This window comes from Azoarcus sp. Soil_N_20 (genome assembly GCF_057656155.1).
The window spans coordinates 1-26638 of sequence record NZ_JBDGKX010000006.1 but is presented as its reverse complement, the minus strand read 5'-3'; the positions used below and the strand labels follow the sequence as shown (position 1 = coordinate 26638).

The 26638-nt window shown below is 67.2% G+C and carries 26 protein-coding genes; 7 read left to right on the top strand and 19 right to left on the bottom strand.

What is annotated here, in order from left to right:
- Positions 1 to 31 precede the first annotated feature (31 nt).
- From AC3A35_RS13260 to AC3A35_RS13200, 13 genes are all read right to left on the bottom strand, one after another.
- Complete coding sequence (locus AC3A35_RS13260) at positions 32 to 1369, bottom strand: MFS transporter (RefSeq protein WP_487436591.1); 1338 nt, start codon at positions 1367 to 1369, stop codon at positions 32 to 34.
- On the bottom strand, positions 1366 to 2571 hold the full coding sequence (tcuB, locus tag AC3A35_RS13255; protein ID WP_487436590.1) for a tricarballylate utilization 4Fe-4S protein TcuB: 1206 nt from the start codon (positions 2569 to 2571) through the stop codon (positions 1366 to 1368). Before tcuB ends, AC3A35_RS13260 begins: the two co-directional genes overlap by 4 nt.
- The gene (gene tcuA / locus AC3A35_RS13250; protein ID WP_487436589.1) at positions 2558 to 3985 is read right to left on the bottom strand and encodes an FAD-dependent tricarballylate dehydrogenase TcuA; all 1428 of its coding nucleotides are present in this window, start codon (positions 3983 to 3985) and stop codon (positions 2558 to 2560) included. Before tcuA ends, tcuB begins: the two co-directional genes overlap by 14 nt.
- Positions 3986 to 4064: 79 nt before the next feature.
- Positions 4065 to 5051: a LysR family transcriptional regulator gene (locus AC3A35_RS13245; RefSeq protein WP_487436587.1), complete on the bottom strand. Its 987-nt coding sequence runs from the start codon at positions 5049 to 5051 to the stop codon at positions 4065 to 4067.
- A 70-nt stretch (positions 5052 to 5121) separates the two neighbouring features.
- Positions 5122 to 5304 (bottom strand): hypothetical protein, encoded by a 183-nt coding sequence (locus tag AC3A35_RS13240; RefSeq protein ID WP_487436586.1) that lies wholly within the window; start codon positions 5302 to 5304, stop codon positions 5122 to 5124.
- Positions 5301 to 6662 carry a class-II fumarase/aspartase family protein gene (locus tag AC3A35_RS13235; RefSeq protein WP_487436585.1) on the bottom strand — a complete coding sequence of 454 codons (1362 nt, stop codon included), beginning with the start codon at positions 6660 to 6662 and terminating at the stop codon, positions 5301 to 5303. Before AC3A35_RS13235 ends, AC3A35_RS13240 begins: the two co-directional genes overlap by 4 nt.
- Before the next feature lie 52 nt (positions 6663 to 6714).
- The gene (locus tag AC3A35_RS13230; protein WP_487436584.1) at positions 6715 to 7539 is read right to left on the bottom strand and encodes an HpcH/HpaI aldolase/citrate lyase family protein; all 825 of its coding nucleotides are present in this window, start codon (positions 7537 to 7539) and stop codon (positions 6715 to 6717) included.
- A gap of 20 nt (positions 7540 to 7559) precedes the next feature.
- Entirely contained in the window at positions 7560 to 8741 is a 1182-nt protein-coding gene (locus AC3A35_RS13225; RefSeq protein ID WP_487436583.1) for a CaiB/BaiF CoA transferase family protein, read from the bottom strand.
- A 10-nt stretch (positions 8742 to 8751) separates the two neighbouring features.
- Complete coding sequence (locus AC3A35_RS13220) at positions 8752 to 9597, bottom strand: HTD2 family dehydratase (RefSeq protein WP_487436582.1); 846 nt, start codon at positions 9595 to 9597, stop codon at positions 8752 to 8754.
- 76 nt (positions 9598 to 9673) lie between these two features.
- The gene (locus tag AC3A35_RS13215) at positions 9674 to 10957 is read right to left on the bottom strand and encodes a TRAP transporter large permease (protein ID WP_487436581.1); all 1284 of its coding nucleotides are present in this window, start codon (positions 10955 to 10957) and stop codon (positions 9674 to 9676) included.
- A complete protein-coding gene (locus AC3A35_RS13210) occupies positions 10954 to 11640 on the bottom strand; it encodes a TRAP transporter small permease (RefSeq protein WP_487436580.1) in 687 nt (228 codons plus the stop codon). Before AC3A35_RS13210 ends, AC3A35_RS13215 begins: the two co-directional genes overlap by 4 nt.
- Before the next feature lie 74 nt (positions 11641 to 11714).
- Positions 11715 to 12713: a DctP family TRAP transporter solute-binding subunit gene (locus AC3A35_RS13205; protein ID WP_487436579.1), complete on the bottom strand. Its 999-nt coding sequence runs from the start codon at positions 12711 to 12713 to the stop codon at positions 11715 to 11717.
- A 102-nt stretch (positions 12714 to 12815) separates the two neighbouring features.
- On the bottom strand, positions 12816 to 13895 hold the full coding sequence (locus AC3A35_RS13200; RefSeq protein ID WP_487436578.1) for a 4-oxalomesaconate tautomerase: 1080 nt from the start codon (positions 13893 to 13895) through the stop codon (positions 12816 to 12818).
- A gap of 149 nt (positions 13896 to 14044) precedes the next feature.
- Here AC3A35_RS13200 and AC3A35_RS13195 point away from each other — a divergent pair, with 149 nt between their 5' ends.
- From AC3A35_RS13195 to nusB, 7 genes are all read left to right on the top strand, one after another.
- Positions 14045 to 14947, top strand: coding sequence for a LysR family transcriptional regulator (locus tag AC3A35_RS13195; RefSeq protein WP_487436576.1), 903 nt, complete (start codon positions 14045 to 14047; stop codon positions 14945 to 14947).
- Positions 14948 to 15029: 82 nt separating this feature from the next.
- Positions 15030 to 15374, top strand: coding sequence for a divalent-cation tolerance protein CutA (gene cutA / locus AC3A35_RS13190; RefSeq protein WP_487436575.1), 345 nt, complete (start codon positions 15030 to 15032; stop codon positions 15372 to 15374).
- A 13-nt stretch (positions 15375 to 15387) separates the two neighbouring features.
- Positions 15388 to 17193: a protein-disulfide reductase DsbD gene (gene dsbD, locus AC3A35_RS13185; protein ID WP_487436574.1), complete on the top strand. Its 1806-nt coding sequence runs from the start codon at positions 15388 to 15390 to the stop codon at positions 17191 to 17193.
- Between the two features lie 295 nt (positions 17194 to 17488).
- On the top strand, positions 17489 to 18106 hold the full coding sequence (locus AC3A35_RS13180) for a riboflavin synthase (protein WP_487436573.1): 618 nt from the start codon (positions 17489 to 17491) through the stop codon (positions 18104 to 18106).
- Positions 18107 to 18129: 23 nt separating this feature from the next.
- Positions 18130 to 19218, top strand: coding sequence for a bifunctional 3,4-dihydroxy-2-butanone-4-phosphate synthase/GTP cyclohydrolase II (gene ribBA, locus AC3A35_RS13175; protein WP_487436572.1), 1089 nt, complete (start codon positions 18130 to 18132; stop codon positions 19216 to 19218).
- Between the two features lie 87 nt (positions 19219 to 19305).
- Positions 19306 to 19776, top strand: coding sequence for a 6,7-dimethyl-8-ribityllumazine synthase (ribH, locus tag AC3A35_RS13170; protein WP_487436571.1), 471 nt, complete (start codon positions 19306 to 19308; stop codon positions 19774 to 19776).
- The gene (gene nusB / locus AC3A35_RS13165) at positions 19773 to 20219 is read left to right on the top strand and encodes a transcription antitermination factor NusB (protein ID WP_487436570.1); all 447 of its coding nucleotides are present in this window, start codon (positions 19773 to 19775) and stop codon (positions 20217 to 20219) included. The genes ribH and nusB overlap by 4 nt, the downstream gene beginning before the upstream one ends.
- An 85-nt stretch (positions 20220 to 20304) precedes the next feature.
- On the opposite strand, the gene AC3A35_RS13160 is transcribed toward nusB, so the two are convergent.
- The 6 genes from AC3A35_RS13160 to AC3A35_RS13135 form a co-directional block, all read right to left on the bottom strand.
- Positions 20305 to 21195: an Lcl C-terminal domain-containing protein gene (locus AC3A35_RS13160; RefSeq protein WP_487436569.1), complete on the bottom strand. Its 891-nt coding sequence runs from the start codon at positions 21193 to 21195 to the stop codon at positions 20305 to 20307.
- 97 nt (positions 21196 to 21292) lie between these two features.
- Positions 21293 to 22795: an L-piperidine-6-carboxylate dehydrogenase gene (gene amaB, locus AC3A35_RS13155; RefSeq protein ID WP_487436568.1), complete on the bottom strand. Its 1503-nt coding sequence runs from the start codon at positions 22793 to 22795 to the stop codon at positions 21293 to 21295.
- Positions 22796 to 23023: 228 nt separating this feature from the next.
- Positions 23024 to 24331 (bottom strand): DEAD/DEAH box helicase, encoded by a 1308-nt coding sequence (locus tag AC3A35_RS13150; protein ID WP_487436567.1) that lies wholly within the window; start codon positions 24329 to 24331, stop codon positions 23024 to 23026.
- 446 nt (positions 24332 to 24777) lie between these two features.
- Complete coding sequence (locus tag AC3A35_RS13145; RefSeq protein WP_487436908.1) at positions 24778 to 25074, bottom strand: HU family DNA-binding protein; 297 nt, start codon at positions 25072 to 25074, stop codon at positions 24778 to 24780.
- Positions 25075 to 25359: 285 nt separating this feature from the next.
- On the bottom strand, positions 25360 to 25959 hold the full coding sequence (locus tag AC3A35_RS13140; RefSeq protein ID WP_487436566.1) for a hemerythrin domain-containing protein: 600 nt from the start codon (positions 25957 to 25959) through the stop codon (positions 25360 to 25362).
- A gap of 118 nt (positions 25960 to 26077) precedes the next feature.
- Positions 26078 to 26638 (bottom strand): ABC transporter ATP-binding protein (locus AC3A35_RS13135; RefSeq protein ID WP_487436565.1); only part of this gene is annotated, 561 nt, incomplete at its 5' end.

The following is a 26638-nucleotide window of genomic DNA, read 5'->3' as shown; positions in this document are numbered from 1 at the left end:
TCTCGTCCTCATCAGTGCACGACCGGGGCGGTCATGACGTTCTCTCCACCACGCCGCCGGGGTCAGCATCCCGACGGGTGATGCCCAGCGCCGCATACAGCGGCCGCAAATGCACGCGCAACGACTCCAGCCGCCAGCGGAATCGCAGGGCCGCGAGCAGCAACAATCCGCCCAGCACGAACAAGGTCCCGCCCGGGCCGCCGTGCTCTGCGGCCCAGCCGGCGACCAGACCACCGACCGCCGCCGCACCGAGATTGGCCGCAGTGTACAGCGCCAGCACCCGGCCGCGCAGCGTACCGGGCAGGATGGTTTGCAGGATCGTGTTGGTCGAGGCATTGCCGGTGATGACGCCGAAGCCGAGCAGGAACAGCATCGGCAAGGCCAGCCACAAGGTGTCGGCGAGCGCGAACGCGAGCAAGGCCAGCGCCGCGAGCAGATTGCCGCCGGCAATCGAACCGGTCAGCCCGCGCACCGAGCTGCGCGTCATCAGGTACAGCGAAGCGCCCAGCGCACCGGCGCCGGCGCTGCCGAGCAGCAGCCCCAGCGTGTCGGGGCCACCCTGGAACACGTCGCGGGCAAAGGCCGGCATCAACGGCACGTAGCTCGCGGCGAGGAAGTTGAGCAGCGCGACCTGCTGCAGCAAACGACTGACCGGCACGCTCGCCCTCACATACGCCAGCCCCTCGCGCAACGCGGAACCGAACGGGGTCGTGGCCGTTTCCTGCGGGGCAATGCGGATACGCCGTAGCGCCAGGATGACAGCCAGAAAGGACAACCCGTTGAGGGCAAAGCAGACCGCCTCCGAGGTCAGCCCCAGCACCAGCCCGGCGACCGGGGGCCCGACGAAGCGCGCGACGTTGAAGATCGTCGCATTGAGCGCGATCGCATTGGGCAGGTCGTCGCGCGCGCTGACCAGCTGCCCGGCGAGCGAATGGCGCAGCGGCGCATCGAAGCTGTTGAGCACGCCCAGCGTGAGCGCGGCGGCCAGGATCTGCCATGGTGCGATCCAGCCGAGGCCGGTGAATAGCGCAAGGAACACCGACTGCGCCAGCATCAGCGACTGCACCACCAGCATCAGCCGCTTGCGGTCGGAGCGGTCGATGACGATGCCGGCGAAGGGCGCGATCAGCAACTGGGGCGCCTGGCTCAGAAAGGCGACGGTGCCGAGCAGCAGGGTCGAGCCGGTCAGGCGATAGACCAGCCAGGCCAGGGCGACCTGCTGGATCCAGGTGCCGAGCAGGGAGATCGACTGGCCGCAGAAATATAGCCGGTAGTTCGGATGACGCAGCGCGCGCCAGGACTGCCCGCGCGTCGGGCGCGGCGGCAACGCGGCCGCGGCGAGGGCGGGGTCCGGGCGCGCGGCCATCATTCGCTGCCGACGCCGACCGGGTTGGGCCGGCGCTTCTCGATCGCCCACTTCAGCAGTGCGGCGCTGCGGTAGAAGCCGTGGCCGAACTTGCCGTAGGGCATGGTCAGGAACAATGCCATCACCACTCCCAGATGGATCGCAAGCAACAACCCCATTGCACCGCTGTCGCGCCCGGCGAGCAGGGCGAGGCCGGTCAGGCTGGTGAGGAAGAGCAGCGCGATGAAGCCGCGGTCCATCGGCTTCTGCGCCGCGTCGCCATGCTCCGGGTGGCGCTTCAGATTGAGCCAGAACAGTCCGGCCGGGCCGATCAGCAGGCCGATGCCCCCCACCGTGCCGAGCACCACCGGCAGGCTGCTCAGGTCATAGGGTGCCTCCCAGCCGAACACGTAGTGGTAGAGCGTGGCCACGCTGGTGGCGGCAAAGCACAGCATGAAGCCGTAGAAGCTCAGGTGGTGGAAGCGTCGGCGCGACAGGGTATTGGCGTCGTCGGCGTTGGGGCAACCGCCGCCATGACCGCCGTCGAGATACTTCAGCCGCAACACGTCGTGCGTGGTTTCGGCCACCGCCGCGCCACTGACCTCGTCCACCGTGCCCGGCGACACCTCGCGCCAGAACCGCGCGACGCCGATTCCGAGCGCCAGCACCGCGATCAGGAACACCGGCGCGAACATCGACACCAGCAGGTTGTGCGGGAAGACCGAATAGAAATCGCCCGCCACCGGAGCATGAAAAAGGCCACCCTGCATCACCAGCGCCAGCACCAGGAACAGCGCCAGCCCGCCAGCGAGCGCCAGCGCCACGGTGACGCCGTTGTTGCGGTAGAGCGCACCGAAACCGGACGGCCAGGCATAGTCGGAGTAGGTCCGCGCCCGCACCTTCGCCATGGCGCGCGGTACATTGACCGCGAACTCGTGCGGCGGCGCGTACTGGCAGGCATGCAGGCAGGCGCCGCAGTTGTGGCACAGGTTGGCGAGATAGTGGATGTCGGCCTTGCCGAACTCGAGCCGGCGCGTCATCGCCGGAAACACCGCGCAGAAGCCTTCGCAGTAGCGACAGGCGTTGCAGATCTTCATGATGCGGTCGACCTCGGCTTCGGTCTCGGCCCCGGATTGCCTGTCGACAGCAAGCGCACTGGCTGCCGGCACGACGCGCCCTGCCGCCAGTTCGGCGGCCTCCCGGGCCAGGATCTCAAGCTGCTGCATGTTCGACTCCCTGCTGCACGGCCGCGGCTGCGGCGTGGGCACCGGCGATACGGCCGAATGCGGTGCCGATGGTCATCCCGACCCCGGCGGTATAGCCCTTGCCGAGCACATTGCCGGCCATCATTTCGCCGGCGACGAAGAGGTTGCGGCTCGGCCTGCCGCCGAAATGGACCGCCGCCTGTTCATTCACCTTCAGGCCGAGGTAGGTGAAGGTGATCCCGGGCTTGAGCGCATAGCCGCGGAAGGGCGGGGTATCGATCGGCAGCGCCCAGTGGGTCTTGGCCGGTGCCAGCCCGTCGGTGTGACAGTCGTCGAGCACGGTGTGGTCGAAGCGGCCGACGCGGCAGGCGGCGTTGTAGTCGCGCACGGTGCGCACGAACGTGGCTTCGTCAAGGCCGAGCTGGCACGCCAGCCCCTCCAGGGTGTCGGCCTGCGCCCCCGGGAAGACCGGCGGCATGAAGCGGCCACTGGCCTTGGCGTCGATGATCGAGTAGCCGACCTGCCCCGGCTGCTGCGCCACCAGCCGGCCCCAGATCGCGTAGCGCTTGGGCCAGAAATCCTCGCCCTCGTCGTAGAAACGCTGCGCATGCCTGTTCACCACGATGCCCAGCGACACGCAGTCGATCCGGGTGCAGATGCCACCATCGTAGAGCGGGGCGCGCGCATCGACCGCCACGCAGTGCGACTGGGACGGATCGCCGACCATGTCGGCGCCCGCCTCCATCATGAACTTGAGCAGCACGCCGCGATTGAAGCGGGTGCCCCGGATGGCGAAGTTGTCCGCCGGCCACTCACCGTCGGCATTCTGCCCCCAGGCCTCGCGCAGCCATTCGCGGTTGGACTCGAAACCGCCGGATGCCATCACGCAGGCGCGTGCGGCGATCCGCTCCTTGCCCACCCAGGCGGCGCGGAACGCCCCGTTGTCGAGTTCGAGGCGGTCGACCGGCGCGTCATAGCGGATCCGTACCCCGAGCGCCTCGGCGCTGCGGTAGTAGGCATTGACCAGCGCCTTGCCGCCGCCCATGAAGAAGGCATTGGTGCGCGACAGGTGCAGCGTGCCCGACAGCGAAGGCTGGAAATGCACCCCATGTTTGCGCATCCAGTCGCGACAGGTGGACGACTCACGGATTGCCAGGCGGGCGAGCTTCTCGTCGGTGATGCCACCGGTGACCTTCTTGAGGTCCTGCCAGAATTCCTCTTCCGGATAGGCCTCGGTCAGCACGTCCTGCGGCGCATCGTGCATGCAGCGCAGGTTGCGGGTATGGCTGGAGTTGCCACCGCGCCACGCGCGCGGGGCGGCTTCGAGCAGCAGCACCGAGGCGCCCGCTTCGCGCGCCACCAGGGCGGCGCACAGGGCCGCGTTGCCGCCGCCGATCACCAGCACGTCGACCGTGCGGGTTGCTTCATGTTTCATGTCCTGCGCTCCTTTCGGGGGCTGTCCGGTTGTCTGGCGCGGGTGCCGGCGCTTCGGCCCGGGGCATCGCTGCCATGGTTCAACTATCGCTGCCCGCGCCTTCGCTGCCCAAAGCCGAACCGAGATCGACCGATCTCGATTCGAGATGGCTGGTCGTGACCCCGCGCCAGCCACCGTCCTCGACCAGCTGGCGCACCACCCGCGCGAGCAGCGCCCGGGTCGCAAGCGCCGCCGGCGACAGCTCGTCCTCCGACAGGCTGCACAGCAGGTTGCGCCGGACGGTGCCGGCATCCTCGATCCCGGCCCAGCGCAGGATCGAGCCGGATTGGGGCTGACGCGCCAGCGCCGCCCACGGCTGCAGGCTGGCGGCCATGCCACGCGCCACCATGTCCATCAGCACGGTCAGCGAATCGACTTCGGCGATCACCGTCGGGCGCAGATCGAGCGCCTTGAACGCGGCGTCGATGACCCGGCGCAGGCCATGACGGTGGGTCGGCAACACCAGGGGAGTGTCGCCAAGATCGGCGAGGCGGGCCGGCAGCGCGCCCGCGACGGCATCAGCCGCGCACACGAAGAACAGCCGCTCCTCGACCAGCGGCTGGATACTCCAGCGCCGCGCCTGATCGATGTCGAACAGCACCGCCAGGTCGAGCTCGCGGGCGTTGAGCATCTGTCCGAGGTGACCGGACAGTCCCTCGACCAGATGGATGCGGATATCGGGGTACTGACTGCGCATCGCCGCGACCAGCGGAAGACCGAGCACACCGGCGGTGGTCGGTGCGAGACCGACACTGACCTGACCCGAAAGCCGCGACTGGCGTGCCGCCATCGCCGCACCTTCGGCATGGCGCAAGGCCAGTTGCGCGTGCGACAGGAAGGCCAGCCCGGCATCGGTGGGAATCACCCCGGTGGCGGTACGCTGCAGCAGCCGGGTGCTGAGCTCGCCCTCGAGGCGCTGGATCTGCAGGCTGATCGCCGACTGCGCGATGCCGAGATCGAGCGCCGCCTGACTGATGCTGCCGAGCTCGATGGTGCGTACCAGGTAACGCAGCTGTCTCAGTTCCATCGCCTCACCCTCCCGACACGAAACGGCGGAGGACGCGCCCGGCCGCGCCGGCAGTCGTCCACACCCCTGGTCAGTTGTTGCTCAGGACTGCGACCAGCGCAAGTTCGTCGATCTCGTCGACCAGCGCCTGCCGATGGTCGGACACCACCGCACCATCGTCGGCGATCGTCCCGGAGAGGGCCGGAGCCGGCAGCACGGGGCAGTCGAGCTGCATCCCTGCCAGCCGGTCCGTCAGGTATTGCCCGAGACTCATCTCGCGCCAGCCGCAGCCGCACGCTGCAGCACCTTGTCCACCATCACCCCGGCCTGGCCGAGGTAGTTGGCGGGGTCGCACAGCCGGGCCAGCGCCGCGCGGTCGAGATGCACATTGATCTCCGGATGATCGGCGAGGATGTCGAGTAGCGGACGGTCGGTCCGGATCGCCTCGCGGCACAGGTCGTAGACCAGGTCGTGCGCGTACTCGCGGCCGATGTAGGGGCCGAGGCCCATCATCACCGCCTCGGACATCACCAGGCCGTTGGTGAGGTCGATGTTGCGGCGCATGTTGCCGGCATCCACCTCCAGGCCTTCGAGCACGAAGCGGGTCTGTTTCAGCGCGCCGGCGAGCAGACAGAAAGCCTCGGGCAGCGCGATCCACTCGATCTCCCACGGTCCGGTGGAGCGCTCGTGGTCGGCGATCATCGCATCCATCAGCGCCGCGGCATGCTGGCGCACCACCGACACCGCGGCGTGGATGTAGCAGCTCGAGATCGGGTTGCGCTTCTGCGGCATGGTGCTGCTGGACCCGCGCCCCGGGGCGAAAGGCTCGTACACCTCGGCGACCTCGTGCTGCATCATCAGCTTGACGTCCATCGCGATCTTGCCCAGCGAGCCGCCGACCAGCCCGAGGAAGGCGCCGACCTCGGCGATGGTGTCGCGCACCGTGTGCCAGGCGATGTCGGGCTGGGCGAGGCCGAGTTCGGCCATCAGCCCGGCCTGGGTTTCCATCGCGCCGCGCTCGATCGAGGCCAGGGTGCCGCAGGCGCCGCCGAACTCACCCATCAGCACGCGCGGCCTGAGCTGTGCGAGGCGCTCGCGGTGGCGTTCGATGCCGGCGAGGATGGACGCGGTCTTGAAGCCGAAGGTGACCGGGATCGCCTGCTGCAGGTTGCTGCGGCCGATCACCGGGGTGTCCCGATAGCGCCGCGACAGCTCGACCAGGGCCGCGGAGATCGCCGCCAGTTCGCCGTCGATGATCTCCAGACCCTCGCGGATCTGCATCACCGTGGCGGTGTCGGTGATGTCCTGGGTGGTCGCACCCCAGTGGCAGTACTCGCCGAGCTTGTCGCGGCACAGCGCGTTGAGCTGCGAGACCACCCCCAGCACCGGGTAGCCGATGCGCTCGGTCTGCTCGCGCAGCTTGTCCATGTCGATCCGGTCGATGTCGCAGTTGCTGACGATCTCGTCGGCCGCCTCCTGCGGGATGATGCCGAGCCGGCCCTGCACCACCGCCAGCGCACGCTCGATGTCTAGGTACTTCTCGGTGCGGTTGCGATCGGACCACACCGCACGCATCGCGTCGGTGCTGAAGATGTTGCCGAAGATCTGTGAGTCGATGATGCTGGCGCCCATGATGGATGCTCCTGAGAATGTGGTATGAGGGGTATTCGTAGTGCCTGCGGCGTCAGCCCGCAGCGACGGCGGCGCAGCGCGCGAGGATGGCCTCGGCCTGAAGCACCACCGGTCGGTCGATCATTTTTCCGTCGAGCTGGGCCGCGCCGTCGGACCCTGCGGCCACCGCCAGCACGCGCTCGGCCCAGGCTTGCTCCTCCGGCGTGGGCCGGACCGCGGCATGGATGACCGCGACCTGTTTCGGGTGGATGCACAACTTGGCACCGAAGCCGAATGCGCGGGCGAAGGCCAGGTCGGCACGGATCCGGGCCTCGTCGTCGATGGCCGGAGTCACCCCGGCGACCGGCGCCGCCAGTTCGGCACAGCGCGAGGCGATCGCGATCCGGCTGGCGGGATAGATCAGCCCGGCCTCGTCGCCCGACAGCCCGAGATCGACCGCGTAGTCCAGGGTGCCGAAGACCAGCCGCAGCACACTGTGGGCCGCGGCGATCTCGTCCACGTTGCGGACCCCGCGCGCGGTTTCGATCAGCGGCAGCACGCGCACCTGCGCATGCACCGCGGCCACGACCTGATCGACCTGCGCCTGCCATTCGGTCTTGGGCAGCATCACCTGGCGGATACCGGCGGCCTTGAGCAGGGCGAGATCCTCGGCAAACCAGGGCGACAGCGCATCGTTGATCCGCACGACGATGCGTTGCGTCTGCTCGGCATGCGCTGCGAACCACTCGGCGATCGCAGCGCGGGCGCAGGCCTTGTCCGCCGGGGCGACGGCGTCCTCGAGGTCGAGGACGATCGCACCGGCACCGGCGGCGAGCGCCTTGTCGAAGCGCTCGGGCCGGTTGCCCGGCACGAACAGATAGGTGATCGGCATCTGCATGGTGGCTCTCCCGGCGGCGCTCAAATCACACCGCCGCTTCTGAGCTCGGCGATGCGACTCGCCGGATAGCCCAGGCCGGCGAGGATCGCTTCGCTGTGCTCGCCCAGTGCCGGAACCGGGTCCATGCGCGGCTCGCCCTCTTCCCACGAGCCCGGCGGCAGCAGCGCCGGCACGGGGCCGACCGCAGTGCCGACTTCGCGCCAGCGCTTGCGTGCCGCAAGCTGCGGGTGTGCCCATACCGCGTGCATGTCGTTGACGTGAGCGTTGGCGATCTGGGCCGTCTCCAGGCGTTCGATGACCTGTTCGGAGGTGAGACCGGCAAAGGCCTCGACGATGATCCGGCGCAGTTCGTCGCGTGCCGCGCTGCGCTTCGAGTTGGTGGAGAAGCGCTCTTCCCTGGCCAGCGCGGGCTGCAGCAGCACCTTGTCGCAGAACGCAGCCCATTCGCGCTCGTTCTGCAGGCCGAGCATCACCACCTTGCCATCGCCGGCGGGAAACGGGCCGTAGGGGTAGATGGTGGCGTGGCTGGCGCCGGTGCGGCGCGGCGGGGTGGCACCGTCGAAGGCGTAGTACAGCGGATAGGTGGTCCACTCGACCAGGCTCTCGAGCATGGAGATGTCCAGGTACTGGCCGCGGCCGGTCTTCTGCCGCTGCAGCAGCGCGGCGAGGATATTGCTGTAGGCGTACATGCCGGCGGCGATGTCGGCGATCGACGGCCCCGCCTTCGACGGCTCGTCCTCGGTGCCGGTCACCGACAGGAAGCCGGACTCGCTCTGGATCAGCAGGTCGTAGGCCTTCTTGTCGCGGTAGGGACCGTCGCTGCCATAACCGGAGATGTCGCACACGATGATCTCCGGCTTGAGTGCCGACAGCACTTCGTACGACAGCCCGAGCCGTGCGGCCGCGCCGGGGGCGAGGTTCTGCACCACGACGTCGGCCTCCTCCACGATCAGGCGCTTGAGGATGGTCTGCGCCTCCGGGTCCTTGACGTCCAGCGTCAGGCTCTCCTTGGAGCGGTTCGTCCACACGAAGTGCGAGGCCAGGCCGCGCACGCGCTCGTCGTAGCCGCGGGCGAAATCGCCGACACCGGGGCGTTCGACCTTGATCACGCGGGCGCCGAGGTCGGCGAGCTGGCGGGTGGCGAAGGGCGCGGCGATCGCATGCTCCAGGGTGACGACGGTAATGCCTTTCAGGGGTCTCATTGCGCGCTCCTCACTTGATCACCGCGGTGGCTTCCATCGTCAGCCAGCCCTCGTGGTCCTTGGCCCACAGACGGATGGTCTTGCCGTCCGGTTGCGGCTCGCCGCAGACGAAGAAATGGTTGATATCGAACACCGGCCGCACGGCGCGGAACTCGTAGCGTTCCACCACCGCATCGGGCAGCTGGTGACGCAGCAGGTCCAGCAGCAGGGTCGCGATCATCGGCCCGTGCACGATCAGGCCGGGGTAACCCTCGACCTCGGTCACATACTTGCGGTCGTAGTGGATGCGGTGGCCATTGAAGGTCAGCGCCGAGTAGCGGAACAGCAGCACGTCGTCGGGCACCCACTTCTTCTCCCAGGTCGAACTCGCCGGCGCGGCCTTGGGCGGCGGCGCGACGTCGTCGGGTTTGGGCGCCTCGCGATAGACGATGTCGTGGAACTCGGTCAGCGCGATGTCGGGTTCGCCGTCACAGCGGATCTCGTGGCGCACCTTGACGAACACCAGCGGACCGGTCCGGCCGGTCTTCTCGCTGACGTCGTGGATGGTCGAGGTCCGCGTCATCGCGTCGCCGATCGCCAGCGGCTTGTGGAACTCGAACTGGCTGCCCGCCCACATCCGCCGCGGCAGCGGCACCGGGGGCAGGAAGCCGCCGCGCTTGGCATGGCCGTCGGGGCCGATTTCGGACTGGCGGTGCAGCGGCAGGAAGTACAGCCAGTGCCACAATGCCGGCAACGGGGTGCCGACGGCCGGGCGGTCGGCGGGCCGGTCGAAGGTGGCCGCCAGCGCGGCATAGGGGGTGGCGGTGGCGATGTCGGAGACTTCCTCCGAGCGACCGATCCATTCCTTGAGGTTCATTCGTTTTCTCCTTGGGGCGCGGGGCGTGCTCAGCCCTTGCCGCCCCGCCGGCGCTTGCAGGCGGGGCGGTGGTTGATCACATCATTCCGAGGGTCCTGGGCAGCCACAGCGACAGCGGCGGCCAGTAGGTGACGATGGCGAGGAAGACCAGCATGGTGAGCAGCCACGGTCCCACCGCCTTGCTCATCTCGGTCAGGCCGAGCTTGCTGATGCCGCTCGCGACATAGAGGTTGAGGCCGACCGGCGGGGTGATCATGCCGATCTCCATATTCACCGTGATCATGATGCCGAAGTGCACCGGGTCGATCCCCAGGCTCATCGCGATCGGGAACAGGATAGGGGCGAAGATCAGGATGATCGACGCCGGTTCCATGAAGTTGCCAGCGATCAGCAGGATGATGTTCGCCATCAGCAGGAAGCCGATCACGCCCAGGCCGCTGGAGATGATCCACTCCGACATCGCCTGCGGAATCTGCTCGTTGGTCAGCAGGAAGGAGAACAGCACCGCGTTGGTGATGATGTAGAGCAGCATCGCCGACAGGTTGGCCGACGACATCAGCACCTTCTTCAGGTCCGACAGGCGCAGGTCCTTGTAGACGAAGGTGGCGATCACGAAGGCGTACATCGCGCTCATCGCTGCGGCCTCGGTCGCGGTGAAGATGCCGGTGTAGATCCCACCCATCACCACCACGATCAGCAGCAGGCCCCAGACCGATTCGCGGAAGGCCTTGAGGCGTTCACCCCAATTGGCACGTACCGCACGGGGATAGTTGTTCTTGCGTGCGATCCACCAGGTGGTACCCATCAGCATCGCCGCCAGCACCAGGCCGGGGACGACGCCGGCCATGAACAGCGCGCCGATCGAGCTGTTGGTCGATACCGCGTACATCACCATTGCGATCGAGGGCGGAATCAGGATCCCGAGACCACCCGCCGAGGCCACCACGCCGGCGCCGAACTTCTTCGGGTAGCCCGCCTTGACCATCGCCGGCAGCAGGATCGATCCGATCGCCACCACCGTCGCCGGACTGGAGCCGGAGACCGCGGCGAACAGCGCGCACGCCACCACCGCACTGAGGCCGAGCCCGCCCGGCCAGTGCCCCACCATCGAAGTGGCGAAGGCGATCATCCGCCGCGCCACCCCGCCGTGGGTTAGGAAGTTGCCGGCGAGGATGAAGAACGGGACCGCCATGATCTCGAACTTCTCGATCCCGGTGAACAGCTTGAGCGCGACGCTTTCGATCGGCACCTCGGTCATGAAGAACAGGAAGCTCAGGACGGTGAGGCCGAGCGAGATGGAGATCGGCATGCCGCTGACCATCAGGCCCAGCAGCAGCACGAAGATGATGGCGCCGTTCATTTCGCACCTCCGGATTGGTCGTTGCTCTTCTTGGTTTCGCGCGGGTAGATGTCGCTGGGATCGGGGAAGTCGACACCCTCGTCCACCACGTCGTCCGGGCTGTCCATGCCGTCTACATGGCCATGGTCGTGGTGCGGGAGTTCGCCGGTACGGAGGAAGGAAACGCAGACCTGCAGGAAGCGGAAGCACATCAGCGCACTGCCGAACGGAATCGCCGAGTACACCATCCAGGTCGGCCATTCGAGGTCCACAGTGACCGGGCCTTCGAGCGCATTGCCGATGTCGAGCCCGAGCGCGCTGAAGATGGCGTAGTGGGCACCGTTCTCCCACACGAAATGGCCGCCGAGGGTGGCGATGATCCCGGTGAACAGCGCGCCGGACAGCAGGCCGAACACGATGAACTTGGCGCGGGTCCGGTCGGACAGGCGGTTGATCAGCACATCGACGCCGACGTGGATGCCGGTGCGCACGCCGTAGGCGGCGCCGAACTTGGCCATCCACACGAACATGATGATGGTCAGTTCCTGCGCCCAGGCCATGTTGATCGAGATCAGCCAGTCCTGCACGCCGGGAATGGCAAAGCCCGAGCCGTAGCGATGCACGACCGCGATGAAGGTGATGAAGGTCGCCGCGCCGATCAGGAGCGTGATGAGCCATTCCTCGAGTTGATCCAGGAATTTCATGGTGTTCTCCGTGGGGGGAGTGAAGCGGAACGGCAGACGGGGGTCGAACCCGCCTGCCGCCGGAGGCGCGGGCCTCAGTTGACGGTGACGCCGGCTTCCTTGCGGATCGCCTCGATCAGATCCTTGCCGATGCGTCCGGCCATTTCGTCCTGCACCGGCAGCATGGCCTTCATCCACGCCTGCTTCTCTTCCGGCGTCGGGGTGTAGACCTCGGTCTTGCCCGAGGCCTTGATCGCCGCCAGGGCCTTGGCGTCATCTTCCGTCGCAACCTTGCCGTTGAACGCGGTCGCGTCCTTCATCGCACCCTCGAGCTCGGTGCGGATGTCGGCCGGCAGCTTTTCCCAGAACGGCTTGTTCACCACCACCACGTAGCCGCTGTAGGTGTGGTGGGTCAGGGTGACGTGCTTCTGCACCTCGTATTGCTTCTGGGTATAGAGATTGGACAGATTGCCGTCGGCGCCATCGACCACTCCGGTCTGGAGTGCCTGGTAGACCTCGGAGAAGGCCATCGACTGCGGCAGCGCGCCGACCGAGCGCATGATCGCCTGGTTCACCTTGGACGAGTTGATGCGGAACTTCTGCCCCTTCATCTGCTCCGGGGTGTTGATCGGCTTGTTCGAACTGAGCACGCGGAAGCCCGCGTCCCAGAACGACAGGCCGACAAAACCGCGCGGCTCGAGCTTCTTCAGCAGCGCGGCACCGATCGGCCCCTGGGTGACGCGATGCAGCGCCGCCTCATCCGGGAACATGTAGGGCAGATCGAAGACCTCGAACTCCTTGACCCCGGCCGGGCCGAACTTGCCGGCAACCGGCGCCAGCATGTGTACCGAGCCCATCTGCAGCGCCTCGAGCTCTTCCTTGTCCTTGTACAGGGTGCTATTGGCATAGACCTCGACCTTGACCCGGCCCTTGGTGCGCTCCTCGGCTGCCTTCTTGAAGAACTCGGCGGCCTGGCCCTTGGGCGTGTCGACCGCGGCGACGTGGGCGAACTTGATGACGATGGGCTCCTGCGCGAAGGCCATGCCGGAGAAGGCGATGCCGGCGGCAGCGGTCAGTGCGAACAGTGTTTTCATGTTGTGTCTCCTGTGGTGTGATGAATCGGCTCTCGGACCGGATACCGAGATGAGGCTGAAATCCGGTGGGTGGGTCGGTGGGCCTGCAACGCAGACCCGCGGTCAGTCGCGCTTGGGCACGAATACCTCGCCACTGAGCAGGGGGCGTGCGGAAGTGAGCAAGGTGCCGCCGGTGATGACCGGCAAGCCGGTCCGCGGATGCGCGGACACCTGGATCGCGCACTCCATGGTGCCGCTGGGATGTTCGATGACAATGGTGTTGGCACGGTGCTCGTCGAGTTCGACCACTTCCTCGGCCACCGTGTCCGGCGTGTGGCAGGCCGCGGCGAGGGCGAGCGCACCGGTGGCGGCATGGACCGGATGGCAGCTGGAGGGCACGAAGTAGCGCGAGGCGATGCTGCCGCCATGCCGGGGCGGGGCAATCACGGCGATCTTGGGCACGCCGCGGTCCGGCGCGGGGTCGAGTCCCATCAGTCGCGCCGCAGCCATCCGGATGTGCTCGAGGCGGTGGAGGAAGGCCGCGTCGTCGTCGAGTTCCTGCTTGCTCTCGTGGCCGCTCTTGCCGAGCGAGCCGGCCTTGACGAACACGATCGGAATCGCGAAGTCGATGCAGGTGACGGGCAACCCGTCGATCAGGTCCTGCGCATTGCCGGTGGGCAACAAGCGCCCGGTGCGCGTGCCCGCCGGGTCGATGAAGTTGAGCGCAATCGGCGCGCTCATGCCGGGCACGCCGTCGAGCCGGTAGCTGCCGCTGTAGGACACCTTGCCCCCCGGCGTCTGCACCACCGCGTCGACCAGCTTGCCGCTGTTGATGTTCAGAATGCGGACCCGGGTGGTGGGGCTCGACGCCGGCACCATGCCGTGATCGAGCGCAAAAGGGGCGACCCCGGCCAGCATGTTGCCGCTGTTGGGCAACACATCGACCAGGTCACGGGCAACCGAGACCTGGGCAAAGAGGTACTCGACATCCGCGGATCCGTTACGCGACGGCGCCACGATCACGACCTTGCTGCTCAGGTCGTTACCGCCGCCCATGCCATCGATCTGGCGCACATCGGGCGAACCCATCGCGGCGAGCAGCAGACGGTCGCGTGAGACCGGATCCTCCGGCAGACTCTCGGCCCGGAAGAACAGGCCCTTGGATGAGCCGCCACGCATCAGCACGCACGGAATGCTGTTCACTTGCCTGTCTCCTTGCTGTACGTATCGTTGTCTTGTAAGGCTATGATAGGTACCCGACAGGCCTCAGTGAAATGCAACAAATTCAGATTTTATTGCGGTATTGACATAAACCATTCAGACCGCGCTTGACGGTCGTGCAGGAGACGGCGGTGAAGATCGACTTCGATGGTATCCAGGCCTTTGTGGTGATCGCCGAGCTGGGAGGCTTCAGCAAGGCGGCCGAACACCTTCATGTCACCCAGACCGCACTCACCCGCCGCGTACAGAAACTGGAGTCCTACCTCGGCCTCCGCCTGCTCGACCGGACCACGCGCTATGTGGAGCTCACCGCGGTAGGCCGCGAATTCCTTCCCCAGGCCAAGGCCATCGTCAGCGAAATGACCATGGCCGTGGGACGGCTGAAGGATATGTCGCGCCATTCGCGCGGCAGCTTCACCATCGCCTGCGTCCCGACCATGGCCTCGCACGCGCTGCCGGCAGTCATCCGCCGCTACGCCGAGATGTATCCGGGCAACCGCATCCGCCTGATCGACACCAGCGCCTTCGAGGTGCGCGACGCGGTGCTGCATGGCCAGGCCGAGATCGGCATCGGCATCCCGACCGACCGCCATCCGGACCTGATCGAGGTGCAGATGCTCGAAGAGCCGTTGATGTTCTTCTGCCGCAAGGAACACCCGCTGAGCACCATGAAGTCGGTGACCTGGTCCGACATGCGCGAGGCCGAGCTGATCGTGGTCAGCAGCATGACCGCCACCCGCGTGTTCATGGATTATCAGCTCGCCAAGCGCGGTATCAGCCTGAGCGGTGCCTACGAGGTTCAGCACCACGCCACCGCGATCGGACTCGTTGCGGCCGGCGTCGGTGCCGCCATCCTGCCCGCCTCCACCCTCGGCGAGGGCGACCGCCCGGGCGTGTGCCGGATTCCGCTGACCGGTCCGGTGGTCAAGCGCAAGATCACCGTGCTCCACCGCAAGAACAACACCCTGTCCCCGGCCGCGGAGGCGTTCTACAAGTTGCTGCTGCAGTGGCGCAACGTCACCGGTGCCGCCTGATCGCTGCATACCCGGGGGCAGATCAAGGCAACCGGCGAAATACTCTGGGACAATGCGCGCAGACATGCCCCGGAGTTGCCTCATGGCCGATCTGCCCGACACCCTGCTGGTCCTCACCAACCTGCCCGACGCCGGACAGGCCCGCGCCTTGGCCGAACAGTTGGTCGACCGGCGCCTGGCCGCCTGCGTCAACATCCTCGCCCCGTGCACCTCGGTGTATCGCTGGCAGGGCGCGATCGAGTCGGCCGCGGAAGTGCCGCTGCTGATCAAAACCACCCGCGCCCGCTATGCCGCGCTCGAGGCCGCGATCCGCGCGGCACATCCCTACGAACTTCCGGAGATTGTTGCAGTCCCTATCGAGCTTGGCCTGGCCGGCTATCTCGACTGGGTCGCAGCCGGAACCGCGCCGGACGCGCCCTCCAACTGACATAAAGAACACGATGCAACGTCTGCTGATCCTGCTCGCCGTACTGGCGAGCCTGTTCTCGCTTCCCGTCCATGCGGCCGACCCGATCGAGCCGGAGAAGGCCTTTGCGATGAGCGCGCGTGCGCTCGACCCGCAGACGGTCGAGGTGATGTTCAAGGTCGCCAAGGACTATTACCTCTATGGCGACAAATTCCGCTTCTATGCCGAGCCCGCCGGCGTCACTCTGGGCGTCGCCGAACGCCCACCGGGCAAGATCAAGCAGGACGAATTCTTCGGCGAGGTGGAAACCTACCGCGGTACCGTGCGCATCCTGCTCCCGGTGAGCGCGCCCGAGGGGATGACACGCTTCACGCTGACGGTGAGCAGCCAGGGCTGCTGGGACGGGGGCATCTGCTATCCGCCGACCGAGCAGACCGCCGCCATCGACCTCGGCGCCGGTGCCCTGGCGGCCGGCGGTAGCCTGATCGACGGTGCACTGCACGGCGCAGCCACGGACATCGGCACCGACGCGGGCAGCGCGGACCTGAGCGGCGACGAGAGCGGCCGCATCGCCGTCCTGCTCAAGGACGCCAGCGTGCCGCTGGTGCTGGCGAGCTTCTTCGGCTTCGGACTGCTGCTCGCGTTCACCCCGTGCACCTTCCCGATGATCCCCATCCTGTCGGGCATCATCGTCGGCCACGGCCACCGCATCTCGCGCGGACGGGCCTTCATGCTGTCGCTCGTCTATGTGCTGGGCATGGCGATCACCTATGCCGCGGCCGGCGTGGCCGCCGGCCTCACCGGCACCCTGCTGGTCGCCGCGCTGCAGAACGTGTGGGTGCTGTCGGCATTTGCGCTGGTGTTCGTCGCGCTGTCGCTGTCGATGTTCGGCTTCTACGAACTGCAGCTGCCGTCCGCGATGCAGAGCAGGCTGGCCGATACCGCCAGCCACAACAAGGGGGGCCAGCTCGGGGGGGTGGCGGTGATGGGCGTGCTGTCGGCGCTGATCGTCGGCCCGTGCGTGGCCGCACCGCTGGCCGGCGCGCTGCTCTACATCGCCCAGACCGGCGACGCCGTGCTCGGCGGCTTCGCCCTGTTCTGCATGGCGCTGGGCATGGGCGCGCCGCTGCTCGCGGTCGGACTCGCCGCGCGTTCGGTACTGCCGAAGGTGGGGCCATGGATGGAAGGGGTCAAGAAGGCCTTCGGCGTACTGCTGCTCGCCGTTGCGATATGGCTGCTGATGCCGGTGGTGCCGGTGCTGGTGAGCATGCTGGCGTGGGCCGCGCTGCTGGTGTTCTCGGGCATTTTCCTGCATGCGATCGACCCCCTGCCCCCCCATGCGAAGGGTTGGCAGCGGTTCTGGAAGGGGGTGGGCCTGGTGTTGCTGATCGGCGGGGCGGCGATGCTGCTCGGCGCCCTCGCGGGCTCGCGCGACCCGCTGCAGCCGCTGGCCGTGCTGCGCTCCGAGGCCGGTGCGCCGACGCGCCTGCCGACCTTCGACAAGGTCGGCTCGGTGGCCGAACTCGATGCCCGCCTGGCCGCAACCGACCGTCCGGTGATGCTCGATTTCTATGCCGACTGGTGCGTGTCGTGCAAGGAGATGGAACGCTACACCTTCTCCGATCCACAGGTGGCCGAGCGCATGGGCCGGATGCTGCTGCTCAAGGCCGACGTCACCGACAACACCGAGGAGCACAAGGCGCTGCTCAAGCGCTTCGGCCTGTTCGGCCCGCCGGGCATCATCTTCTTCGACCCCCAGGGCAAGGAGCGCGAGGGCCTGCGCGTGGTCGGCTTCATGAAGGCGGAACCGTTCGGCGCAGTGCTCGACCGCGCGCTATAGTGCGGGTCGGGGCGTGAAGCGTGCCGGGACGCCGTGGGGGCGGGCAGACGTTCGCGGCCTTCGGCTTCCCGTCGTGGGCGGCACTGCGGCGGCGTCGGCGCAAACTCGGCCGCTGCGCGGCCTCAAACATGCGCCGCCGTTTTCCCGCCGCAGCACCACCCACAACGGCGCTCTCGACAGACCGCCCCCACGGCGCCCCGGCACACTTCATCCATGCTCACGTACACGCCGAAACGCGCCGAACCCGCGTGTTTCGCCTACAATCCAGCCTTTCCCCTTTTCGATCAGTGCCTTCATGTTCTCCGGCATCGTCGCGGCAGTCGGCCGCATTGAACATATCGAGCCCCTCGCCGACGGCGTGCGGCTGACCGTAGACACCAACGGCCTCGACCTCTCCGACGTCATCGTCGGCGACAGCATCGCCAACAGCGGCGTGTGCCTGACCGTGATCGCGCGCGACGGCGCGAAGGTGAAATTCGACGTCTCGCGTGAAACCCTGAACTGCACCGTCGGGCTCGACCAGCCGGGGGCCGAGGTCAACCTCGAGAAGGCGCTGCGCATGGCCGACCGCCTCGGCGGCCACCTGGTGACCGGCCACGTCGATGGCGTGGGCGAGGTGGTGAAGTTCGAGCCCATCGGCGAAAGCCACGAACTGGTGATCCGCGCGCCGGCCGCGATCGCCGGCTACATCGCGAAGAAGGGCTCGATCACCGTGAATGGGGTCAGCCTCACCGTGAACCGGGTCGAGCGCCAGGACTTCTCCATCAACCTGATCCCGCACACGATCGAGGTCACCAATCTCAAGCACCTGAGCGCCGGCAGCCGGGTCAATCTCGAGATCGACCTCATTGCCCGCTATGTCGAGCGCATGCTCGCCTGGCGCACCGAAGAAGAGCAGGCGCAACAAGCCTGACACCCCCCGACAAGGAACAGCACATGAGCGCACTGGCTCCGATTACCGACATCATCGCCGACATCAAGGCCGGCCGGATGGTGATCCTGGTCGACGAGGAAGACCGCGAGAACGAGGGCGACCTCGTGATGGCCGCCGAGTTCGTGACCCCGGAAGCGGTCAACTTCATGGCGAAGTTCGGCCGTGGCCTGATCTGCCTGACGCTGACCGACGAGCGCTGCCGCCAGCTCGGCCTGCAACAGATGGTGCGCGACAACCGCACCCCGCACGGCACCGCGTTCACCACCTCGATCGAGGCCGCCACCGGGGTGACCACCGGCATTTCGGCCCACGACCGCGCCCGCACCGTGCAGGTCGCCGTCGCCCGCCACGCGCGCCCGGACGATATCGTGATGCCCGGCCACATCTTCCCGCTCACTGCGCAGAAGGGCGGCGTGCTGATCCGTGCAGGCCACACCGAGGCCGGCTGCGACCTCGCCCAGCTCGCCGGGCTCGAGCCCGCCTCGGTGATCTGCGAGATCCTCAAGGACGACGGAACCATGGCGCGCCTGCCCGACCTCGTGGAATTCGGCAAGACGCACGGCCTGAAGATCGGCGCGATCCGCGACCTGATCGAATACCGCGCCGCCACCGAGCATCTGGTCGAGCAGGTTGCCGAAAAGGAAGTGGATACGCCGCACGGCCGTTTCCGGCTGTCGGCCTTCGAGGACAAGACCTCGGGCGACGTGCATTTCGCGCTCAGCCGCGGCGACATCGATCCCGAACGCGAGACCCTGGTGCGCGTGCATGAACCGATCTCGGTGGTCGATTTCCTCGACCCCGACAGCGGTCGCCACAGCTTTCCGGTCAATGCGGCACTCGCTGCCCTGGCGGCGGCCGACGCCGGCGTGATCGTGCTGCTGTACCGGCCGCAATCCGGGCGCGAACTGCTCGCCAACCTGAACGGCACCCAGGATCGCCCGGGGAAATGGGATGCCCGCCTGTTCGGCGTCGGCGCCCAGATCCTGCGCGCGCTCAAGGTCGGCAAGATGCGCGTGCTCGCCAGTCCGCGCAAGATCCCGAGCATGGCCGGTTTCGGCCTCGAGATCACCGGCTTCGTCGACCAGGACTGACAATCCATCCGTCTTGTTGCCGCGCCGGGAACGGTCTCCGCCCCCGTTCCGAGCGCCCCTTACTCATAACAGACACAAAACGAAACCATGTCCCGTTACGAAAATATCCAGGAATACGACATCGACCTCGACGGCAAGGGCCTGCGCGTCGGCGTCGTCATGAGCCGCTTCAATCAGGACGTATGCGAAGGCCTGCTGTCGGCGTGCACCGCCGAACTGCTCGCGCTCGGCGTCGCCCCCGACCTGATCCGCATCGTCACCGTGCCCGGTGCGCTGGAGATCCCGCTGGTGCTGCAGCGTATGGCGCGCAGCGGCAAATTCGACGGACTGGTCGCACTCGGCGCGGTGATCCGCGGCGAGACCTACCACTTCGAGCTGGTCTCCAACGAGATGGGGGCTGCGATCACCCGCGTCGTCCTCGATACCGGCGTGCCGATCGCCAACGGCGTGCTCACCACCGAGGACGACGATCAGGCGCTGGCCCGCATGCAGGAGAAGGGCAGCGATTGCGCCCGGGCCGCGGTCGAGATGGCCAATCTGCTGAAGGCCCTGCCATGAGCAAGATGGCCCGTCGCCGCGCGCGCGAACTCGCCCTGCAGGGGGTGTACCAGTGGCTGCTGTCGGGGAACTCGATGACCGCCGTGCAGAAGCATCTCGAAGCCGAAACCGAGAGCCTCGACAAGGTCGACCGAGAACTCTTCGTCAGCCTGCTGCGCGGTACGCTGGACAACGTGGAGGCGCTGCAGACTGCGTTTTCGCCGCTGCTCAGCCGCCCCGTGGCCGAGCTGTCGCCGATCGAACACGCCATCCTGCTGCTGGGCGCGCACGAACTTCGCCACAACCTCGAAACCCCCTACCGGGTGGTGATCAACGAGGCGATCGAGCTGGCGAAGAGCTACGGCGGCACCGACGGTCACCGCTTCGTCAATGGCGTGCTCGACAAGCTCGCCGCCAAGCTCCGCCCGGAAGAGGTCGAAGCCGCCCGCGCGGCCAAGGGCTGAAGCAGGCCCCCGGCGCGGCTGGCGCCAGCGCACGGCTGCCGGCGGCGTCGCGCGCGGCCGGTCGCTCGCAGCGCGCCGGCGCAGCTCACTCCCCTGCCCGGGCCGACCGGACGAGGCGGGCGGCGACATACTCGGTCCGGCTTCCCGCGCCGATCAGGCCGCTGATGAATGCCACGCCCCAGGCCTTGTACGAGTACATCTCGTTCGGGGTGCTGGACCAGTAGTTGGCCAGCGGCGTGTCCGGAAACACGGCTTCGAGGATGACCGGCTTGTCGTAAGCCCCGTCGCAGGCCCCCGCCCCGCCCTCCGCATCGAGCGCAAAACGCCGCCCGGAACTGCAATAGACCAGGGTGTAGAGCTCCTCCCGGGTGGGCAGGCGCCAGTCGTCCTTGCCGGCAAAGACCATGTCCTCGCCCGCTTTCAGGGCCTGATTCCAGCTCAGCCGGTCGACCTCTCCGCTGCACCCCTGCCCGGTCCATTGCTGGCCGACACTGCAGCGCATCCACATCAACCCGCTCTGGGTGTCGGTCGCGGTCCCGTCGTCATGGAGCTCGAAGCGCGCGACCCATTCCTGCTCGCGCTCGTCCAGCTGCTTGCGCTGCGCCGCCACCCGGGCTTCACCCGCAGGGGTCAGGCGCTGGGTCAGGCGGATCGTCACCGGCGGCATCGGCTTGTCCGCCGAATGCCGGTATTCGAGCCTGCCGACGAGGTCGATATGCTCATCCACCGCCTTGCGTGCATCGAGCGTGTAATCCCCGCTCGGCAGGCGGAGCGCCAGCGTGGCCCCGGGCTCGGCAGGACTGCGGCCATGACCGCGTCCGTCGACCAGGATCTCGGCATCGCCCGGCTCGGTCATCACCTGCAGCACGCCGGCTTCGGCAGCCGGTGGTGGCGGCGCCGACTCCCTGGAACAGGCGGCCAGGACCGCCACGACAAGGACAGCGGGAACGAGCGACAGGCGACGGGCAGCGGGCATGCGAGGGGACCGGGAAGGAACAGGGTCCTCATTTTCCCGCCTTTGTACACATAAGCAAGCTTTCCGGCGCACCCGTCCGCAGTGCGCCCACGCCGGCTCAGACCGGATCGAAACGGATCCCCTGTGCCAGCGGCAGGACGGACGAGTAATTGATGGTCGCGGTCGAGCGCCGCATGTAGGCGCGCCACGCATCGGAACCGGACTCCCGGCCACCGCCGGTCTCCTTCTCGCCACCGAAGGCGCCGCCGATCTCCGCGCCGCTGGTCCCGACATTGACGTTGGCAATGCCGCAATCACTGCCCGCGGCCGACACGAAGAATTCCGCTTCGCGCACGTCGTTGGTGAAAATGGCCGACGACAGGCCTTGGGGAACGGCATTGTGACGCGCGATCGCATCGTCCAGATCGCGGTAGTCGAAACAGTACAGAATCGGCGCGAAGGTCTCGACGCTGTTGTTGCGCAACGCCGTGCCGCCCTCGACCAGCGCCGGACGGACGTAATACGCGTCGGGAAACTCTGCCTCCAGCACCCGTTCGCCGCCGCTCACCGCGGCACCCGCCGCGCGCGCGGTCGCAAGCGCAGCGGCCATCTGTTCGCACGCGTGGCGATCGATCAGCGGCCCGACCAGGGTCCCGGACAGGCGGGGATCACCGACCGGAAGGCGGGCATAGGTCTGCTTCAGCCGGGTCATCAACGGCTCGCGGACCGCCTCATGCACGAACAGCCGCCGCGTGGAGGTACAGCGCTGGCCGGCGGTGCCGACCGCGCCGAACACGATGGCCCGCGTGGCCAGTTCCAGGTCTGCCGCGGCAGTGACGATGACCGCGTTGTTGCCGCCGAGCTCGAGCAGCGTGCGGCCGAAACGCTGCGCCACCCGCGGGCCGACGACGCGACCCATGGCGCAGCTGCCGGTGGCACTGAGGAGCGCGACCCGGTGATCGTCCGCAAGTTGCAGCCCCGCCTCGCGCGCGCCCAGGAGCACGGCCGACAAGCCCGCGGGGGCTTCGTCCACCGACGCCATCGCTTGCGCCAGCAGATGCTGGCACGCCAGCGCACAGAGCGGCGTCCGGCCCGACGGTTTCCACAGCACCGGGTCGCCGCACACCAGTGCCAGGGCCGCATTCCACGCCCACACTGCCATCGGAAAATTGAACGCGGTGATGATGCCCACCGGCCCGAGCGGATGCCAGGTCTCGCGCAATGCATGTCCCGCACGCTCGGAGGCCATCGTGAGCCCATAGAGCTGGCGCGACAGGCCCACCGCGAAATCGCAGATGTCGATCATCTCCTGCACTTCGCCCTCGCCCTCGGCAACGATCTTGCCGCACTCGAGCGTGATCAGCGCCCCTAGCGGCGCCTTGTGCCGGCGCAGCAGTTCGCCGAAGCGGCGCACCAGCGCGCCCCGCCGCGGGGCCGGCACCTGTCGCCAGGCGGCGAAGGCGGCGGCAGCGCGGGCAATCCTGGCGTCGATCTGATCTGACGTATCGAACGCCATCCGCGCCAGCACGGTACCGTCTATCGGCGACCGTACGGCCTGCTCCCCGCGGTCGAGGATGGACACATCCATCCCGAGTTGTCCGAATACTGCGCTGGTGTCCATGTTCGCCTCCACCCGCCGCGTTACCGATTGCCGCACCCATTGCGTCCGACCGGAATCCCCGCCGATGGTGCCGGAACTGCGCGCATGATGCGGGCGCATCGTGGCGAACCGGACGGTCGCCATCGGCCCGGTTCGGGGCGGCCCGCCGGGCCGAAGGTCCGGCCGAGGCCCAGGCGAAAAAAATCCCGCCGAAGCGGGATTCCTGTGTCTGGCTGACGCCGATGTATCTTAGCGCGTGCCGCGGTCGCGACGGTCGCCACGACCGGACGGATGAGCGTCGCGACCGTAACCACCCGCGCTGCGATCACCGGCGGGACGGCCGTAGCCGTTGCCACCGCCACCGTTACCGAAACGACGGGGGGCGCTGCTGGCCGGACGGGGGCCGGACGGCTTGCGCGGCGACGGCTCCATGCCGGCAATGGTGTGCACTTCCAGGCGGTCGCCGGTGAAGCGCTCGATCGCACGGATGAGTCCGGTCTCGCGCGGGCCCGAGAACGTGATGGCGATGCCTTCGCGACCGGCACGACCGGTACGGCCGATGCGGTGCACATAGTCTTCGGCCTGACGCGGCGGATCGAAGTTGATCACGTGGCTGATACCGGCCACGTCGATGCCGCGCGCGGCGACGTCGGTCGCGACCAGCACGCCGATGCGGCCCTGACGCAGACGGTCGAGGGTGCGGTTGCGCTGGGTCTGGTGCATGTCGCCATGGAGCGCGGCAGCCGAGAAGCCCTTTTCCTGCAGGCTCAGCGACAGTTCGTCGGCACTGCGCTTGGTGGAGGTGAACACCACGGCTTGCTGCAGGCCGTCATGGCCAAGCAGCGCTTCGAGCAGACGGTTCTTGTGGCCGAGGTCGTCGGCGAACATCAGGCGCTGTTCGATCTGGCCGCGGTCTTCCTGCGCGGTTTCGACTTCGATCCGCACCGGATTGCGGGTCAGACGTTCGGCCAGCTTGCCGACCACGCCGTCGAGCGTGGCCGAGAACAGCAGGGTCTGGCGCTTGGCCGGGGTGGCGGCGACGATCGCATCGATGTCTTCGGCAAAGCCCATGTCCAGCATGCGGTCGGCTTCGTCGAGAATCAGCACTTCGACGTCGGAGAGCTTGATCTTGCGGCGATTCAGGTGATCGAGCAGGCGACCCGGGGTGGCGACGACGACGTCGACCGGGCGCTGCAGCAGCTTGACCTGGGCGAAGAACGGCGCACCGCCGACGAGGCAGGCGGTGTTCAGGCCGCGCACGGCCTTGCCGTAGGTTTGCACGGCCTTCTCGACCTGTTGCGCGAGTTCGCGCGTCGGGGTGAGCACCAGCACGCGGGGGCCGGAGCCCGACGCCATGCGACGGTCGATGAGCTTGTGCAGCGAAGGCAGGGTGAAGGCAGCGGTCTTGCCGCTGCCGGTACGGCTCGACACCAGCAGATCGGACCCGGCCAGCGCGGCGGGAATCGCCTGCATCTGCACCGCAGTCGGAATGGTGTAACCGGTTTGTTCGATGGCTTTGAGGAGTTCGTCGGCTAGGCCGAGGCTCTGAAACGTCATGGTTCTTCCAATATTGCTCGCCGGCTTGTGACCGGACGGATTCGGGTCCGATAAGGCTCGGACCGCAAGGCATCGCGCCGCTCCAGTCTGCGGGTAGGCAGAGTCGGAACGCCGGGGCGACAAGCGCGCGATGGGCGTGGGCCGGTCATCAGGCAAGCCTGAAGACCGCGCATCGGCACCAACCGGTTGTCACGATGCCAGTCGATCGGAAGAACGAATGGAGTTCGGAGGGAGGTCGGGGGCGATGGGGCTGTGGTTACAGTCCCTGGGGCCGGTTCGGCGGATCAAACTCCGCATCGCAACCTGAGTGGCCCTGCTGCTGCATTGCACAACGGCGTGAAGTATAAAGATTTTTTTGCTACTTGTCGCGAACTGATTGCGCGTCAACGAAAAAGGCGGCCCGCACCTCCCGGTGCGTACCGCCTTTCAACGGCTCCGGGGCGAAATTACTTGCCGTTCACGGAGGCCTTCAGCGTGGCGCCGGCAGTGAACTTGGGCACGCTGGAAGCGGCGATTTCGATCGTGGCGCCGGTCTGCGGGTTGCGACCGGTGCGGGCGGCACGCTTCGAGACTTCGAACGAGCCAAAACCGGTGAAGGCAATCTTCTCGCCCTTGGCGAGTTGTTCGGCAACGATGTCGAGCACCGCGGACAGCGCGCGATCTGCCTGGGCACGGGAAACATCCAGACGGTCGGCCAGAGCTTCGACGAATTCACCTTTGTTCATGCTTTTCCTCGATTGAATTGATGGGTGTGGAATGAATATTGGTTCTACGCCGCGGATTCTAGCACCGTCGCGGCCTGCAGCGCAGTTCGTAACGTCCCGGACAAGGGAAATCCTGAGCCTATCGTGATCCACGTCAACATTTTTTCATGCATCCGGCACGGGCGGGGGCGGGCTCGCCGCGCGGGCCGCATCGAACACGATCCATTCGCATCCTCCGTCGGCAGCGCACCGTCGTCCAGACAAACCGTTCATCACCGCGGACGATGAAAACCGGAAGGCCGATCAGGTGCGAAAACTCTCGCATCAGTCGTCGGTATACGGTCCGCCGCCGAGGCCGATCGGCGCCGGTGCTGCGGCGACCAGTTTGGAGAAGATGCGCTGGAAGTCCTCGTGCGTGCTTGGCTCGCCGGTACCGCTCATCGGGTCGGCATTTTCGCGGAACCCGGCGGCGGCCTCGGCCCAGTCCTCGGCGGTAAAGTACTTCTTCACCAGCGGCAGGATTTCGTGCTCTTCAAGCACCATGTGGTTACGGTAAAACTCGGCAAACTGCTGGAATGCCTGCGAAAACGCATCGAACCCGTCACGCGCGCCACTGGCGTACTGGTGCAGCGCCGCTTCCAGCGCCTTGATCCGGACATCGCCCACCGCATGCTCCTGCTCGAGCCGCGCCATCGCGGCGGCGCCTTCGGTTGTGCGTTTCCTGAGCAAGGCAAACAGATACTTGTCTTCCTTGGGGTGGTGCTTCTTCTCCGGATAGGCGTCGAGGTAGTGAACCATTGCCCGCAGCAGACGGAAGTCCGGCTGCAGACGGCCGGCGCCGATTTCCTTGATCATGTGGCGGATCGCGTGAAGGATCGCAGCCAGCGACTGATGCTCGTCCTGAATGATGCTGAGTGCTTCCATGATGTGTGTCCTCTCTGTCGTTTCTTCATAGCAGGCAGCCCAGCTGCCCGCGAGCTTCCATCGATTGCCGGGTAGTGCCCCGGGCAGCTGCGGCCGACTCCTACGGCGGTGCGTCGGCTCAGGTCGCCAGCATCGCCTGATGCTTTCCCCCCAGGCCGAGATAGGCCTCGATCACCCGCGGGTCGTCCTTGAGCTTCTCGGCCGGGCCTTCCATCGCGATCTGCCCGGTCTCGAGCACGTAGGCGTAGTCGGCCACCTGCAGCGCGGCGCGCGCGTTCTGCTCGACCAGCAGGATCGACACCCCGCGCCTTCTGAGCTCGGCGATGATGCGAAAGATCTCGCGCACGATCAGCGGCGCCAGCCCCAGGCTCGGCTCGTCGAGCATCAAGAGCTTGGGTTTGGCCATCAGCGCGCGCCCCACCGCCAGCATCTGGCGCTCACCGCCCGACAGCGTGCCGGCGAGCTGGATTCTTCTTTCCTTCAGCCGCGGGAACAGGTGATACACCTCCTCCATGGTCTGCGCCTGGTCGCGCTTGCCCATCCGGTAACGCTGGAAGGCGCCCAGGGTCAGGTTGTCTTCCACCGTCATCTCGCCGAAGAGTTCGCGCTTCTCGGGCACCAGGTTCATGCCGCGCGCGACCATGCGCTCGACCTCGGGCACCGCCTCGATGCTGCCGTC